This window comes from Streptomyces sp. WAC03905 (genome assembly GCF_057371075.1).
On record NZ_JBXYDZ010000003.1, the window covers coordinates 6,383,349 to 6,398,496 of the forward strand.

Annotated in this window: 13 protein-coding genes; all 13 read left to right on the forward strand. The window is 72.0% G+C overall.

What is annotated here, in order from left to right; translation table 11 throughout:
- The first annotated feature begins 61 nt into the window (after positions 1 to 61).
- The 13 genes from AC2RP6_RS31405 (at position 62) to AC2RP6_RS31465 (ending at position 15,037) form a co-directional block, all read left to right on the forward strand.
- A complete protein-coding gene (locus AC2RP6_RS31405; RefSeq protein ID WP_486449223.1) occupies positions 62 to 802 on the forward strand; it encodes a type 1 glutamine amidotransferase domain-containing protein in 741 nt (246 codons plus the stop codon).
- A 48-nt stretch (positions 803 to 850) separates the two neighbouring features.
- Entirely contained in the window at positions 851 to 2,335 is a 1,485-nt protein-coding gene (locus AC2RP6_RS31410) for an aldehyde dehydrogenase family protein (RefSeq protein WP_486449224.1), read from the forward strand.
- Positions 2,336 to 2,361: 26 nt separating this feature from the next.
- Complete coding sequence (locus AC2RP6_RS31415) at positions 2,362 to 2,976, forward strand: NADPH-dependent F420 reductase (RefSeq protein WP_486449225.1); 615 nt, start codon at positions 2,362 to 2,364, stop codon at positions 2,974 to 2,976.
- The gene (locus AC2RP6_RS31420) at positions 2,973 to 3,485 is read left to right on the forward strand and encodes a (2Fe-2S)-binding protein (RefSeq protein WP_436319145.1); all 513 of its coding nucleotides are present in this window, start codon (positions 2,973 to 2,975) and stop codon (positions 3,483 to 3,485) included. The genes AC2RP6_RS31415 and AC2RP6_RS31420 overlap by 4 nt, the downstream gene beginning before the upstream one ends.
- A 5-nt stretch (positions 3,486 to 3,490) precedes the next feature.
- Complete coding sequence (locus tag AC2RP6_RS31425; protein WP_486449226.1) at positions 3,491 to 5,896, forward strand: xanthine dehydrogenase family protein molybdopterin-binding subunit; 2,406 nt, start codon at positions 3,491 to 3,493, stop codon at positions 5,894 to 5,896.
- Positions 5,893 to 6,723 (forward strand): FAD binding domain-containing protein, encoded by an 831-nt coding sequence (locus AC2RP6_RS31430; protein WP_486449227.1) that lies wholly within the window; start codon positions 5,893 to 5,895, stop codon positions 6,721 to 6,723. The genes AC2RP6_RS31425 and AC2RP6_RS31430 overlap by 4 nt, the downstream gene beginning before the upstream one ends.
- A gap of 42 nt (positions 6,724 to 6,765) precedes the next feature.
- On the forward strand, positions 6,766 to 8,034 hold the full coding sequence (locus AC2RP6_RS31435; RefSeq protein ID WP_486449228.1) for an MFS transporter: 1,269 nt from the start codon (positions 6,766 to 6,768) through the stop codon (positions 8,032 to 8,034).
- On the forward strand, positions 8,031 to 9,614 hold the full coding sequence (locus AC2RP6_RS31440) for an ATP-binding protein (RefSeq protein WP_486449229.1): 1,584 nt from the start codon (positions 8,031 to 8,033) through the stop codon (positions 9,612 to 9,614). The genes AC2RP6_RS31435 and AC2RP6_RS31440 overlap by 4 nt, the downstream gene beginning before the upstream one ends.
- A gap of 12 nt (positions 9,615 to 9,626) precedes the next feature.
- Complete coding sequence (locus AC2RP6_RS31445) at positions 9,627 to 9,968, forward strand: nuclear transport factor 2 family protein (protein ID WP_486449230.1); 342 nt, start codon at positions 9,627 to 9,629, stop codon at positions 9,966 to 9,968.
- 101 nt (positions 9,969 to 10,069) lie between these two features.
- Complete coding sequence (locus AC2RP6_RS31450; RefSeq protein ID WP_486449231.1) at positions 10,070 to 10,717, forward strand: TMEM175 family protein; 648 nt, start codon at positions 10,070 to 10,072, stop codon at positions 10,715 to 10,717.
- A gap of 72 nt (positions 10,718 to 10,789) precedes the next feature.
- Positions 10,790 to 12,103 carry an IS701 family transposase gene (locus AC2RP6_RS31455; protein WP_486449232.1) on the forward strand — a complete coding sequence of 438 codons (1,314 nt, stop codon included), beginning with the start codon at positions 10,790 to 10,792 and terminating at the stop codon, positions 12,101 to 12,103.
- Entirely contained in the window at positions 12,103 to 13,275 is a 1,173-nt protein-coding gene (locus tag AC2RP6_RS31460; protein ID WP_486449233.1) for an XdhC family protein, read from the forward strand. The genes AC2RP6_RS31455 and AC2RP6_RS31460 overlap by 1 nt, the downstream gene beginning before the upstream one ends.
- A gap of 298 nt (positions 13,276 to 13,573) precedes the next feature.
- Complete coding sequence (locus AC2RP6_RS31465) at positions 13,574 to 15,037, forward strand: GuaB1 family IMP dehydrogenase-related protein (RefSeq protein WP_486450519.1); 1,464 nt, start codon at positions 13,574 to 13,576, stop codon at positions 15,035 to 15,037.
- The last annotated feature ends 111 nt before the right edge of the window (positions 15,038 to 15,148 follow it).

Here is a 15,148-nt window from a genome sequence, read left to right on the forward strand (position 1 = left end):
CCTTACGCCCCCTGCGGGGGGCGTGTTGAATCGGCAGCGAATCCAGAACAAGGAGAGAATCATGAAGATTCTCGTCGTCATGACCGCCAAGGCGACCCTGCACCTGCTGGACGGCGAACAGCATCCCTCGGGATTCTGGGCAGAGGAATTCGTCGTTCCCTTTTCGCTCTTCAAGGCCGCCGGCCACGACGTGGACGTGGCGACCATCGCGGGCCGCGCGCCCACGGTCGACCTGACGAGCATCGACCCCCAGTTCCTCCAGTGGGTCCGGCCCCAGGGTTCACCCGACGAGGACGCGGCCAACGCGGCCGAATACGTCCGGGTCATCGAGAACACCCCCCAGCTGCGCACCCCCCTCGCCCTGGAGTCCCTCACCGAGAAGGACATCGCCGACTACGACGGCGTCTACGTCAGCGGCGGCCACGGCGCGATCGGCGACCTGCCGAAGTCCGACGAGCTCGCCCAGATCCTGCGCTGGGTCATCGCCCAGGACAAGCCCCTCGCCACGGTCTGCCACGGCCACACCTCGCTGCTGGCGCTGCGCGACGGCGAGGGCCGCTGGCCCTTCGAGGGCTACCGGATGACGGCCTTCTCCCACGACGAGGAACTGGTCACCAACATGGCCGGCCGGCTCCCGCTGATCCTGGAGGTCGAGCTCACCCGGCTCGGCGCCCGTTACGAGAAGGCAGCCGCGATCTGGGACTCGCACGTGGTCGTCGACCGCAAACTGACGACCGGCCAGAACCCTTACTCCTCCAAGGCCCTCGCGGAGACGTTCCTGAGCCAGCTCGCGAAGGGCTGAGGGGACACCCCACCCCGCCCGCCCCGCATCCGACACCGGAAGGCAGCCATGACCAAGCGTGAGCTGAGCGGCCCGCCCCTCGCCAACCCCGGGAAACTGTTCATCGGCGGCAAATGGGTCCCGGCCCGGGACGGCCGCACCGAACCGGACATCAGCCCCGTGGACGGCCAGGAGATCGTGCCGGTCGCCCAGGCCGCCGCGGCCGACGCGGACGCGGCCGTCGCCGCCGCCCGGACGGCGTACGAGGAAGGTCCGTGGAGCAGACTGTCCGCCCAGGAGCGGGCACTGCGGCTGAACCGGGTCGGTGAGCTGATCGAGCGCGACCTGGAGGAGATCGCCCTGCTGGAGACCGTGGACATGGGCAAGCCGTTCGCCTTCTCCAGCACGGTCGACGCCCCCATGGCCGCCCAGCTCATGCACTACTACGCCGGGGCCGTGACCCGCGTCGACGGCTCCTCGCGCGCCCCGGCCGGCGGTCAGCTCGCCTACACCCTGCGCGAACCGCTGGGCGTGGTCTGCGCGATCACCCCGTTCAACTTCCCGCTGCTGCTGTCGATGACGAAGATCGCGCCGGCCCTCGCGGCGGGCAACACGGTCGTCCACAAGCCCTCCCCGGCCACCCCGCTCACCGCCCTGAAGATCGCCGAGCTGTTCCAGGAGGCGGAGATCCCCGACGGGGTGCTGAACGTCGTCACCGGCCCCGGCGTGGAGCTCGGCGAGACGCTCACCGGCCACCCCGACATCGACAAGATCGCCTTCACCGGGTCCACCGTGGTCGGTCAGTCCATCATCCGGAAGGCGGCGGGCACCCTGAAGAAGGTGACGATGGAACTCGGCGGCAAGTCCGCCAACATCGTCTTCGCCGACGCCGACCTCGACGCCGCCGAGGAACTCGCCTTCTTCGGCATCTACTACAACAAGGGCGAGATCTGCACCGCCGGCTCCCGGCTGCTCCTCCAGCGCCCCGTCCACGACGAGCTGGTGGAACGCCTCGTCCGGCGGGCCGCCGCCCTCAGGCCCGGCGACCCGCGCGACCCGGCGACCCTCTTCGGGCCTCTGGCCCACCGCGCCCAGTTCGACAAGGTCAGCTCCTACATCGAGGTCGGAGAGAAGGAGGGCGCGGTCCTGCGGACCGGCGGCACCGGGTGGACCCCCGAGGGCGCCTCCGCGGAGGGCCTCTACTTCCTGCCGACCGTGTTCACGGGCGTCGACAACGGGATGCGCATCGCCCAGGAGGAGATCTTCGGCCCGGTCCTGTCGATCATCCCCTTCGACACGGAGGAGGACGCCGTACGCATCGCCAACGACAGCGCGTACGGCCTTGCCGCCGGCGTCCACACCAAGGACCTGCGCCGCGCCCACCGCGTCGCCTCCCAGATCAAGGCCGGCACGGTCTGGGTCAACTGCTACAACCAGTACGACCCCGCGGTGCCCTACGGCGGCTACAAGGCCTCCGGTTTCGGCCGCGAATGCGGTCCGGAATCCCTGGAGAGCTACACCCAGACCAAGTCGGTCTGGATCGGCATGGACTGACATTCCCCCCTTTCCGAGGAGCGGCAATGCGTACAGGCATCATCGGCACCGGGCGTATCGGCACGGTCCTCGCGAGGATCCTCGTGGCGGCGGGCCACCCCGTGGTCCTCGCGGGCGCCCGGGGCCCGCAGGCCCTCGGCCCGCTCGTGGCCGAGCTGGGACCGGCGGCCTCGGCGGCGCACCCCGCCGAGGCCGCCGCCCAGGCCGAACTCGTGGTGCTGATGGTGCCCTTCGAACGCGTCCGCGGACTGCTCCCGCCGCACGCCGTGCAGGACAAGGTGCTGGTGGACGCGACGAACGCGTTCGGCGGCCCCGGCGCGCCCGCCGACCTCGGCGGACGCGGCTCCAGCGACCTCGTCGCCGAGTGGTACCCCGACGCCCAGGTCGTGAAATCCCTGAACACCATGCATTACGAAACCCTCGCCGTCGCCGGAACCGCACCCGGAGAGCGCCTGGCGCATTTCACCGCCGGTGACGACGTGAAAGCGAAGGAAATCGTCGCGGGAATCATCACGGATCTCGGATTCGCCCCCGTCGACACCGGCCCGCTGCACTCCGGGGGAATTCTCCAGCAACCCGGCGGGCCCCTCTTCAACCGGCCGCTCACGGAAGCGCAGGCGCTGGCATGGATATCACACTGAACGTGAACGGAAGACCCGAGCAGTTCTCGGCGCAGCCGAACGAACTGCTCGTCGAACGGCTCCGCGACGGCCTCGGCCTGACCGGCACCAAGGTCGGCTGCGACACCGGCCAGTGCGGCACCTGCGTGGTCCGCCTCGACGGCCGGTCCGTCAAGAGCTGCCTGGTCCTCACCGCCTCCGCCGCCGGCGCCGAGGTCGCCACCATCGAGGGCGTCACCACCCGGGGCGGGGAGCTGTCCGGCCTCCAGGAGGCCCTGCGCCAGGAGCACGGCACCCAGTGCGGCTTCTGCACCCCCGGCATGGTGATGGCCCTCGGCGAGCTCGTCGACGCCACCGCCGACGGCCCGGCCCCCACCGAACCAGAGATCCGCGAGTGGCTCACCGGCAACCTGTGCCGCTGCACCGGATACCACAGCGTCGTACGGGGGGTTCAGCGGGCCTGCGCCGCCGCCCGTGACGAGGTGCCCGCCGGCTCCGCCGCATCCACCGCAGCCGCACCGGAGGTGTGAGGGACATGACCACAGTGACGGGGGAGGCCCCGGCCGACCGGGGCGGTGTGCTCGGGAAGCCGCTGGACAGCCGCGAGGACCCGCAGCTCCTGCGCGGCGAGGCCACGTACGTGGCGGACATCGACCTGCCGGGCACCGCGCACATGGCCATCCTGGGCAGCCCGGTCGCCCACGCGCGGATCCTGTCCATCGAGACCAAGGCGGCCGAGCAACTGCCCGGCGTACTGAAGGTGGCCACCGCAGCCGACTTCGCAGACGTCATGCCGCTGCCCTGCATCTGGATCCCCGGCGGGGTCGAGAGCCACTTCCCGCCGCACCCCTACGGACTTCCCGGCGCCCGCCCGGTCCTGACCGGCGACACCGTCCGCCACGTCGGCGACCCCATCGCCGTGGTCGTCGCCGAAACCCCCCGGCAGGCCGCCGCGGCACTGGCCGCCGTCCACGTCGAGTACGAGCCGCTGCCCGTCGTCACCCGCGCCGACGCAGCCCTCGCCGACGGCGCGCCCCAGCTCCACGAAGCCGTCCCGGGCAACCTCAACGCGTACTGGACCTGCGGCGACAAGGACCGCACCGACGCGGCCATCGCCGCGGCCGAGGTCACCGTCGAGCTCGACCTGGTCAACCAGCGCACCATCAACAGCCCCATCGAGCCGCGCGGAGCTGTCGGCGACTACGACCCGGCCACCGGCGAGTACACCCTCTACGCCTCGACGCAGGGCCCGCACAACCACCGCTTCCTGCTCGCCGCCCTCGTCCTCGGCATCCCCTTCAACAAGCTCCGGGTGATCGCCCCGACCGTCGGCGGCAGCTTCGGCACCAAGGGCTACCTGTACCCCGACATGCCCCTGGTCCTGCTGCTCTCCAAAGCGCTCGGCCGACCCGTGAAATGGGTGGACACCCGCGCCGGGCTGATGAACTCCACCGTCCAGGGCCGCGACCACCGCCAGCACGTCACCCTCGCCGGCACCCGCGACGGCCGCATCACCGCCGTGCGCTGCACCAGCTACGCCAACCTCGGCGCCTACCCCTCGACGATCGGCCCCGGCGTCGCCACCGCCCTCATGGGCCGCTCCATCAGCGGCATGTACGACATCGACGCCGCCTTCTGCGAGGTCTACGCCGCCTTCACCAACACCGTTCCCCTCGGCGCCCAGCGCGGCAGCGGACGCGCCGAGGCCGCCTTCCTCATGGAGCGGCTCGTCGACCGGTACGCCTCCGAGATCGGCATGGACCCGGCGGCGGTACGGCGCAAGAACCTGGTGCCGAAGGAGAAGTTCCCCTACGACAACGGGCTCGGCTGGACCTACGACTCCGGGGACTACCGGCTGAACTTCGACAAGGCCGTCGAGCTGGCCGGCTACGCCGACATGCCCGCCCGCAAGGCCGAGGCCCGCACCCGCGGCAAGCGCCTCGGCGTCGGCATCGCCACCTACGTCGCGATCTGCGGCGTCGGCCCCTCCACCCGGATGTCGCAGGAGGGCATGCTCGGCGGCACCTGGGAGAGCGCCAACATCCGCGTCCACCCCACCGGCGAGGTCACCGTCACCGTCGGCTCCGCCTCCACCGGCCAGAGCCACGGAACGGTCTTCGCGCAGGTCGCCGCCGACGAACTCGGCGTCGACCCCGAGACCGTCCAGGTCCACGAGGGCGACACGCAGAAGGCCCCCTACGGCCAGGGCACCTACGGCTCCCGCTCCTACAGCATGGCGGCCCCCGCCGTGGCCCTCACCGCCCGCAAGCTCAAGGCCAAACTCGTCCGGGCCGGCGCCGTCTTCCTCGGCGTCCCCGAGGAGAAGGTGGTCTACGAGAACGGCGGCATCCACGAGGACGGCAACCCGGAGAACGCCAAGACCCTCGCCGAACTGGCCATGGCCATGTGGTACGGCTGGGGACTGCCCCCCGAGATCGAACCCGCCCTGGACGAGACCACCCACTTCGACCCGCCGGACTTCAACTACCCCTTCGGCACGCACGTCGCCGTCGTCGAGATCGACGAACTGACCGGCGAGACCGAGGTGGTCGCCTACACCGCCGTCGACGACGCCGGGAACATCGGCAACCCGAAGATCGTCCAGGGGCAGATCGAGGGCAGCATCGTGCACGGCCTCGGCCAGGCCCTCCTGGAAGCCGCCGAATACGACGACAACGGCCGGCTCATCAGCGCCGACCTCGGCCACTACGCCCTGCCGCGCGCCGCCGACGTGCCGTTCTTCGCCCTCGACAAGACCGTCACGCCCAGCCCGCACAACCCGCTCGGGGCCAAGGGAGCGGGCGAGATCGCCACCGTCCCGCCCGCCGCCGCCGTCGTCAACGCCGTCGTCGACGCCCTCTCCGACCTCGGCGTCCGGCACATCGACATGCCGCTCACCCCCGAGAAGGTCTGGCGCCGCCTGAGAGGGGAATCCCAGTGATCCTCACCGAGTTCGACTACGCCCGCCCCACCTGCCTCGACGAGGCGCTGGCCCTGCTGGCGGGGACCCGCGGCGCCCGCGTGCTGGCCGGCGGCCAGAGCCTGCTGCCCGACCTGCGCACCGGAGCCGACAGCGCCCGGCTGCTCGTCGACATCCGCCGGCTCGCCGAGCTGCGCGGCACCACCCGCACCCCCGACGGACGGCTCCTGCGCATCGGGGCCCTCACCACCCTCGCCGACCTCGCCGCCGACCCCCTCGTGCTCGCCGAAGCACCGGAACTGGCCGCCGCCGCCCGCTCCAACGGCGACCCGCAGGTCCGCAACCTCGGCACCGTCGGCGGCAACCTGGCCGCAGCCGGACGGCCCACCGACCTGCCCGTCGCCGCCATCGCCGCCGACGCCCTCGTCGAACTGGCCGGACCCGGCGGCCGCACCACCCTCCCGGCCGAGGAGTTCGCCGCCGGGAGCGCTCCCGGCGGCGAACTCCTCACCGCCCTGCTGGTCCCGGCCGCCGGCCCGGCCGCCGCCTTCGAGAAGTCCGCCGACCGCGCCACCCGCTACCCGGTCTGCGCGACCGCCGTACGGATCACCCCCGACGGGCCGCGCATCGCCGTCACCGCGGCCACCCCCCGGCCCTTGCGCCTGCGCGGCGTCGAGGACCGGCTGCGCGGCGGCCCGTACGCCACGGAGGCCGTACTCGCCGCCTTCCGCGCCGAACCCCGGGAGCTGTTCGTCCCCGGGCGCGGCACCTCGGCCGAGTACCTCGGCCACCTCGCAGGGGTCCTCACCGCCCGAGCACTGCAGAGGGCCGCACGGGCCCTCGCCTGACCGTCCGATCACGGGGCCCGATCGGGGCTCATCACGGGGGAGTTGAGTGAAGCAGTGGCCGAACCGTTCAAAACGACCACGGGGACGACCGTGCACCCGGCCGCCCGCGCGGCCGCCGCGCCCAGAGGCTCCGGCTTCTGGGTGGTGGGTGCCGTCCTCGTGCTGCTGATGCTCTCCTCCTCCGTGCCCTCCGCCCTCTACGTGCTCTACCAGCAGAAGTGGGGCCTGTCCTCCGGCACGATCACGGTGGTCTTCGCCCTGTACGCCGTCACCGTGCTGGTCGGGCTGCTGCTCTTCGGATCCCTCTCCGACACCCTGGGCCGGCGCCCGGTCCTGGGCGTCGGACTGGTCCTGGCGATCGTCTCGATGGCCCTCTTCGCCGGAGCCCAGGGCCTCGGCCTGCTCCTCGCCGCCCGCGCCGTGCAAGGACTCGCCGTCGGCCTCGCCACCGGCGCGATGGGCGCGGCCCTGCTCGAACTCAGCCCCGCCGCCCGGCCCGCGCTCGGCGCCCAGGTCAACAGCGCCGGCCCGACCGTCGGCATCGGGCTCGGCGGGATCGGGGCGGGCCTGCTCGTCCAGTACGCCCCCGCACCGACCGTCCTCAGCTATCTGCTGCTCATCGGGGCCTTCGCCGTCACTCTGGTGGGCGTCGTCCGCATGCGAGAGAGCGCTCCCGGCGCCGGCGGCCGGCTGCGCGTGGTCCCGCACCGCATCCACGTCCCGGAGGGTGCCCGGGGCCGCTTCGCCGTCCTCGTCCTGACCATCGTGGCCGTCTGGTCCGTGGGCGGCTTCTACCTCTCGCTCGGGCCGCACCTGGCCCTTTCCCTGCTGCGGTCCACGAACTACCTCGTCGGCGGGGCCACGGTCGCGCTGCTCGCCGGCGCCGCCACCGTCGCCCAGCTCATGCTGGGCCGCACCGGGGCGCTGCGCACCGCCGTGCTCGGCCTGCTCGGCCTGCTCACCGGACTGGCGCTGGTGCTGCTCGCGCTGGGCCTCGGATCCGCCACCGTGTTCCTGGTGGCCACGGCCGTCCTCGGCAGCGGCTGGGGAGCCGCCTTCCTCGGCGCCTTCCGGGCGCTGAGCGGGCTCGCCGAACCGGCCCACCGGGGTGAACTGACCGCCGCCGTCTACGTCTTCGCCTACCTGGCGATGAGCGTGCCGGCCGTACTCGCCGGGATGCTGACCAACATCCACGGGCTGCACCGCACCTCGGTCGGCTTCATGGCCGCCGTCGCCGCGGTGTGCGCGGTGGCCCTGGTGGCCACCCTGCGCCTGGCCGCCCGTACCAAGGCCGAGGGGAGCAGCGCATGACCGCACCGGACACGACCGCACCGGACACGACCGCACCCGGCACGACGGCACCGGGCATGACCGCGGCGGAGCTGCGCTCCGCCCTGCGCGGGCTGGAGGTCTTCGCGGGGATCACCGAGGACCAGCTGGACTGGCTGGTCTCGGTCTCCCGGCCGCAGGTCCTCGCCGACGGCGAGGTCCTCTTCCGGGACGGCGAGGAGGCCACCGGCTTCCACGTCCTGCTCTCCGGGGGGCTCGTCGTCACCAAGGTCGTCGACGGCCGGGAGGAGGTCCTCACCCGGCACTCCACCGAGGAGGAGAACGCCGCCGCCGAGGAGCACGACGGCAAGCCGTCGGCCGCCCACCGGTTCACCGGCGAACTGCCCCTGCTGACGGACGGCGCGTACGTGGCGACGGCCGCCGCGAGCGGACCGTCGACCACGGTGGTGGCGTATCCGAAGCCGGTCTTCTTCGAGATGCTCACGCGCTGCCACGGGGTGGCGGCCGTCCTGATCCCCGTACTGGCCTGGCGCATCAAGTCCTCCGAGGTACAGGCCCGCAAACGGGCCACCGTGGAGGCGCTCGGCACGCTCGCCGCGGGGCTCGCGCACGAGCTGAACAATCCGGCCGCGGCCGTCGCCCGGGCCGCGCAGGAGCTGGCCCCCGCCCTGGACCGGCTCACCCGGACCGCCCAGGACTGGGGCGCGGCCGCCGCCCCCGCCGAGCGCTCGGTCCTCGACCGGCTCACCGCGGAGCTGGACGTGCTGCCCCCGCCGGTCACCACCGACCCGTTGGCCCAGGCCGACGCCGAGGAGGAGATCGCCGACTGGGCCGAGGGCGCCGGCGCCGAACGGCCCGGTCTGCTCGGCTCGGGCGTCTCCGACCTCGGCCTGGAACTGGACTGGCTGCTGCGGGGGACGGACGGCATCGGCAAGGAGTCCCTCGCCCGCGCGCTGGACCACCTGGCGGCGCTGCTGGAGGTCCGCTCGCTCGCGGCGGAGCTGCGCGCCGCCGGTCCCAGGATCTCCCAACTCGTCTCCGCCACCCGGGATTACGCCAATCTCGACCGGGCGCCCGAACAGCGCTTCCCCGTGACCGAGGGACTGGAGAACACGCTGGTCGTGCTGCGTGCCAAGCTCGACGGCATCAGCATCGTGCGTGCGTACGAACCGGACCTTCCCGAACTGACGGGCTATCCGAGCGAGTTGAACCAGGTGTGGACCAACCTGGTCGACAACGCCGTCGAGGCCATGGAAGGCGCCGGCGTGCTGACGCTGAGCGCCCGGTCCGAGGGCGTCTGCATGGTCGTGGAGGTCACCGACACCGGGCGCGGCATCCCCGCGGACGTCCTGCCGCGGATCTTCGAACCCTTCTACACGACCAAGGACGTGGGCAAGGGCACGGGCCTCGGGCTGCACCTCAGCTACCGCATCGTGACCCAGCGCCACCACGGGTCGCTCACGGCCCGCTCGCGGCCCGGCGAGACCCGCATGGTCGTCCGGCTGCCCTTCGCCGGCAGCGCCCAGTCCTGCGCCCCACCTGCGCACACACCCGATACCGCCCCGGGGGCCGCATCCGTCCCGGGCACCTCTCCCAGCTGAAACGGAGTCGACATGGCCACGTACGACATCTCCACGCTGCACCCGGTGTTCGTCCGCCAGATGGAAGCCCTGGCCGCCCTGGACATCGAGGCGGTGATGAAGAACTACACCGACGACGCCGTGCTGTTGCGCTTCGAGGGCGCCTCGGTGGGCATCGAGGCCGTCCGCGAGACCTTCACCGGCTACCTCGCCGTCAAGCCCACCCTGGTGGAACTGCAGGAGTACATCGAGACCGAGGACACCATCTTCTACCGGGCGATCATGAACCTGAACGGTGAACCGGAGCACGCGTTCGGGACACTCGTGGTCCGCGATGGCCGAATCTGGCGCCAGACCGCCGGATTCGGCAGCTGAGACCGGAAATCTGGGTAGCGTGTGCGGGGAGGGCGGGTGAACGCGTCCTCCCCGTATGCGCGGCCCACGGCGCGCACGCAGGAAAAGGTAAAGGGGAGGTCATGGAAAATGAAACCGGGCGGGTCGAGGCATTCAGTGACGGCGTATTCGCCATCATCATTACGATCCTCGTCCTGGAACTAAAGGTTCCGGAAGAAACCGGCTCGGCCTTCTGGCACGGAGTCCGTGAACAATGGCCGCACTACGCCGCCTATGTGGTGAGCTTCCTCATCATCGGCGTGATGTGGGTGAACCACCACACCATCTTCAGTCACCTCAAGCGGGTCGACCGTCCGCTGTTGTTCCTGAACCTGATGGTGCTGATGGTGGTCTCGGTGATTCCGTACACGACCAACGTGCTCGCCGAACACCTCACCGAGGGCGGCGGCTCCGCCAACCCGGCGGCCGTCCTCTACAGCCTCGTCACCGTGGCCTACGCCTTGGCGTTCCTGCTGTTCTGGTGGTACGTCACCCGAGTCGGGCACCTCTTCCACGAGCAGGTGGACAAGGACGGCGCACGGGCCACCAGGGTGCGTTTCGGCCTCGGTGCCATCGCCTACCCGTGCACGGTGCTCCTGGCCTTCTTCTCCGCACCGCTCACGCTTGTCGCACACTTCCTGATCGCGATCTACTATGCGGCGAACCAGATCCCCATCCCCCTCGTGGTAGAGGAAGAGCGGCTCGAATCTGCCAGCGACCTCAGGAAGTAGCCGCAGGGGCCTACAGCCGTTCTCCGCGGTCACGTAGGGTATTGGATCTAGCTGGTCGCGGGGGAGGCCCAGATGGCTCGCGCAGTCATGCCGGAGGATTCCGTCAAGGAAGTCTCCGAATTGATCGATGTCATGATCTCACTTCTCTTTGAGTCCTTACCCCGGCGGGACCAGCGAAACTGGGCCCGCGTTTATCTGAACGGCCTCGTGCGGACCAACGGGAAGAAAACAATCCGTAACATCGCCGGAACCGGAGCGAGTTCCGTCGAGCAGAGCCTGCAGCAGTTCATCAGCAAGTCCCCCTGGGACTGGACGCCCGTACGGCGCTCCCTCGCCCAGCACCTCGAACGCACCGCACAGCGCCCCCTCGCCTGGGTGCTCCAGCCCATGGTCATAGAGAAGGCCGGTGACCGCTCGGTCGGCGTCGGCCGGCAGTTCGTCCCCCAGCTCGGACGCACCGCCAACTGTCAGCAGGCCAGCGGGATCTGGCTCGCCTCCAGCGAGGCCAGCTTCCCCGTCGAGTGGACCCTCACCCTGCCCGGACCCTGGACCAGCGAACTCATGCGCCGCCGACGGGCCGGCATCCCGGACACCGCCCGCTCCCTCACCCCCGCCCAGGACGCCGTACACGCCGTCCAGCGGATGGCCGCCACCTGGCAACTCCAGCGCCGGCCCGTGGTGATGGAGGTCGCCAACGGCGACCTGCAGCAGAGCATCGACTCCTTCGCCCTCCAGGACATCCCCTTCGTCTTCAAGGTCGACGGCTCCCTGCCCGTCTCCTTCGGCGGTGCGGGCCGCCACAAGCCCGGCCCGCACACCGCCCCCGCACGCGAACTCATCGACTCCCTGCGCTCCCAGCGCCGCGTCGTCGAATGGACCCGGCACGGCCGGGCCGAAGGAGCGGTCACCCTGCTGACCTCCGCCCCCATCTTCGCCACCCCCGGCGAGGACCGGCCCGCCCCGGCCCCGCCCACCCCGCTGCTGCTGGTCGGAGCCTGGACCGAAGCGGCGCTGCTGCCCTCCGAGTTCTGGATCACCAACATCGGCGACCGGCCACTCGCCCAGCTCTTCCTGCTCGCCAAACTCACCGACCGGGTCTCCCTGGACTTCGCCGAGACCTGCGAACCGGTCGGCATCCGCGACTTCGAAGGGCGCTCCTTCCGCGGCTGGCACCACCACGCCACCCTGGCGAGCGTCGCCCACGCCGCGAAACTGCTCGGTGCGCGCCCCCACGCCCACGACCACCTCCCCGCGCGCCCGGCCGCCCTCACCCGGCCGGCCGGCATCGCACCCCGCCCCGCCGCAGCCCGACCGGCCACCCCGGCCGTGCTGCCGCCGCACCCGCTCGTGCCCGGTCAGACCCCTCGCCGCGCCTACATCCGCTGATGCTCGACATCGCAGAAGAGCTACGCGCGTGGTGCGCCGCGCGCCGGGAGTTCGCCCTGGCCACCGTGGTCGCCGTCAGCGGCAGCGCCCCCCGGGGCCCCGGTGCCTCGCTCGCCGTCGACGACCGGGGCACCGCCCTCGGGTCCATATCCGGGGGCTGCGTGGAGTCCGCCGTCCACGAGCTGTGCCTCGACGCGCTCGCCTCCGGCGAGGGCGGCCTGCACCGCTTCGGCTACAGCGACGACGACGCCTTCGCCGTCGGCCTGACCTGCGGCGGAGTCCTCGACGTCCTGGTCACCCCGGTCCGCGGCCGCGACCCGGTGCGCCCCGTCCTCGGCTCGGTCCTCGCCGCCGCCGCCGACGGCACCCGGGCCGCCCTCGCCCGCGTGGTGTCCGGCCCGCCCCGCCAGCTCGGCCGCGCCCTCGCCGTCCGCGCCGACGGCTCCTACGAGGGCGGCCTCGCCGGCGGCCCCGCCCTCGACCGGGCCGCCGCCGGCCGGGCCCGCGCCCTGCTGCTCGCCGGGCGCACCGGCACCACCGAGCTCGGTACCGCCGGCGGGCTGTGCGGGGAGCCCCTGACCCTGCTCGTCGAGTCCGCCGCCGAACCGCCCCGCCTGATCGTCTACGGCGCGATCGACTTCGCGGCCGCCCTGGCCCGGATCGGCGCCTTCCTGGGCCACCGGGTCACGGTGTGCGACGCCCGGCCCGTCTTCGCGACCCCGGCGCGCTTCCCCGACGCCGACGAGGTCGTCGTCGACTGGCCGCACCGGCACCTGGCCGCGCAGTGGGAGGCGGGCCGGCTGGACTCCCGTACCGCCGTCTGCGTCCTCACCCACGACGCGAAGTTCGACGTACCGCTGCTGGAACTCGCCCTGCGGCTGCCGCTCGGCTACGTCGGCGCCATGGGCTCACGCCGCACCCACGCCGAACGCGAGAGGCGGCTGCGCGAAGAGGGCGTGACGGACGCCGCGCTGGCCCGGCTGCGCTCACCCATAGGCCTCGACCTCGGCGGCGCCACCCCCGAGGAGACCGCCCTGGCCATCGCCGCCGAGTTCACGGCCTTCCGGCACGGCGGCTCCGCGCTCCCGCTCACCGGCGGCGCCGCCCCCATCCACCGAAGACCGGCGCCCGCACCACCCCGCGCGGAAGCCCTCGGCCCGCCCCGCCCCTGACGTGCTCCACGACCCGGTGGAACTCGGCGGCCGGGGAGAAGGCGACGTCGCCGGAACCCCTTGAGCTGCTCGTCCCGGACCCGCCAGAACCGGTTCGGACCCTTCCCCTGTGACCCCGCCCGGTGCATCCTGCCCGTGCGGGAGCGGCCCGCCGGGCTCCCGCGGGACCAAGGTCCCGTAGGAAACCACCACCCGGCCCCGGCCGCCTTGGACGTTCGGCCCGGGCGGCATGAACGCCAGGTCGTGGGAGAATGAAGTACGTGCGTTTCCTCGGCTGCACCCTGTCGAGGCACCTCCGATTGACTGGGATGTTCAGCACGTGCGTTTCCTCAATGACCTGAAGCCGCCGTACGACCTCACGTACGACGATGTGTTCATGGTGCCGAGCCGCTCCGCGGTCGGTTCCCGCCAGGGCGTAGACCTCTCCTCGCCCGACGGCACCGGCACCACCATTCCCCTGGTCGTGGCGAACATGACCGCGATCGCCGGCCGCCGGATGGCCGAGACCGTCGCCCGCCGCGGCGGCATCGTGGTCATCCCGCAGGACATTCCCATCGAGGTCGTCACCGACGTCATCTCCTGGGTGAAGACCCGCCACCTCGTGCTCGACACCCCGATCACGCTGGCGCCCACCCAGACCGTCGCCGACGCACTGTCCCTGCTGCCCAAGCGCGCCCACGGCGCCGGTGTCGTCGTCGACGCCGAGGGCCGCCCGGTCGGCGTCGTCACCGAGCACGACCTGAGCGGCGTCGACCGCTTCACCCAGCTCTCCGAGGTCATGTCGAAGGAGCTGCTGCTCATCGACGCGGACATCGACCCGCGCGAGGCCTTCAACAAGCTCGACGCGGGCCACCGCAAGCTGGCCCCCGCCGTCGACGGCGACGGCAAGCTCGTCGGCATCCTCACCCGCAAGGGCGCCCTGCGCGCGACCCTCTACACCCCGGCCACCGACGCGAACGGCAAGCTGCGCATCGCGGCCGCCGTCGGCATCAACGGCGACTTCGTGGCCAAGGCCAAGCAGCTCCTCGACGCGGGCGTGGACACGCTCGTCATCGACACGGCGCACGGCCACCAGGAGTCGATGATCAACGCGATCAAGGCCGTCCGCGCCCTGGACCCGCAGGTCCCGATCGTGGCCGGCAACATCGTCGCCGCCGAGGGCGTCAAGGACCTCATCGACGCCGGCGCGGACATCATCAAGGTCGGCGTGGGCCCCGGCGCCATGTGCACCACCCGCATGATGACCGGCGTCGGCCGCCCGCAGTTCTCCGCGGTCCTGGAGTGCGCGGCCGAGGCCAAGAAGTACGGCAAGCACGTCTGGGCCGACGGCGGCGTCCGCCACCCGCGCGACGTCGCGATGGCGCTGGCCGCCGGCGCCTCCAACGTCATGATCGGCTCCTGGTTCGCCGGAACGTACGAGTCCCCGGGCGACCTCCAGCAGTCCGCCGAGGGCCGCCTCTACAAGGAGTCGTTCGGCATGGCCTCCGCCCGAGCGGTGCAGAACCGCACCAGCGAGGAGTCGGCCTACGACCGTGCCCGCAAGGGCCTGTTCGAGGAGGGCATCTCCACCTCGCGCATGTTCCTGGACCCGGCCCGCCCCGGCGTCGAGGACCTGATCGACTCGATCATCGCGGGCGTCCGCTCCTCCTGCACCTACGCCGGTGCCGGCTCCCTCGCGGAGTTCGAGGAGAAGGCCGTGGTCGGCATCCAGTCCGCCGCCGGCTACGCCGAGGGCAAGCCGCTGCACGCCAGCTGGAGCTAGGGGGTGTCCGGCGGGTCAAGGTCGGACACGCCGGGCGGGCCGGGCCCGGCCTTGATCCGCCGGACACCCCCTAGTCCCTCCACACGCACGACCCCGTGGCCCCCGGGCCGT

Excerpts from the sequence above, each read along its gene's own strand:
- AC2RP6_RS31440 (WP_486449229.1), top strand. The coding sequence starts at position 8,031 with ATGACCGCACCGGACACGACCGCACCGGACACGACCGCACCCGGCACG.
- AC2RP6_RS31455 (WP_486449232.1), top strand. The coding sequence starts at position 10,790 with ATGGCTCGCGCAGTCATGCCGGAGGATTCCGTCAAGGAAGTCTCCGAA.
- AC2RP6_RS31405 (WP_486449223.1), top strand. The coding sequence starts at position 62 with ATGAAGATTCTCGTCGTCATGACCGCCAAGGCGACCCTGCACCTGCTG.
- AC2RP6_RS31425 (WP_486449226.1), top strand. The coding sequence starts at position 3,491 with ATGACCACAGTGACGGGGGAGGCCCCGGCCGACCGGGGCGGTGTGCTC.
- AC2RP6_RS31445 (WP_486449230.1), top strand. The coding sequence starts at position 9,627 with ATGGCCACGTACGACATCTCCACGCTGCACCCGGTGTTCGTCCGCCAG.
- AC2RP6_RS31460 (WP_486449233.1), top strand. The coding sequence starts at position 12,103 with ATGCTCGACATCGCAGAAGAGCTACGCGCGTGGTGCGCCGCGCGCCGG.
- AC2RP6_RS31415 (WP_486449225.1), top strand. The coding sequence starts at position 2,362 with ATGCGTACAGGCATCATCGGCACCGGGCGTATCGGCACGGTCCTCGCG.
- AC2RP6_RS31410 (WP_486449224.1), top strand. The coding sequence starts at position 851 with ATGACCAAGCGTGAGCTGAGCGGCCCGCCCCTCGCCAACCCCGGGAAA.
- AC2RP6_RS31450 (WP_486449231.1), top strand. The coding sequence starts at position 10,070 with ATGGAAAATGAAACCGGGCGGGTCGAGGCATTCAGTGACGGCGTATTC.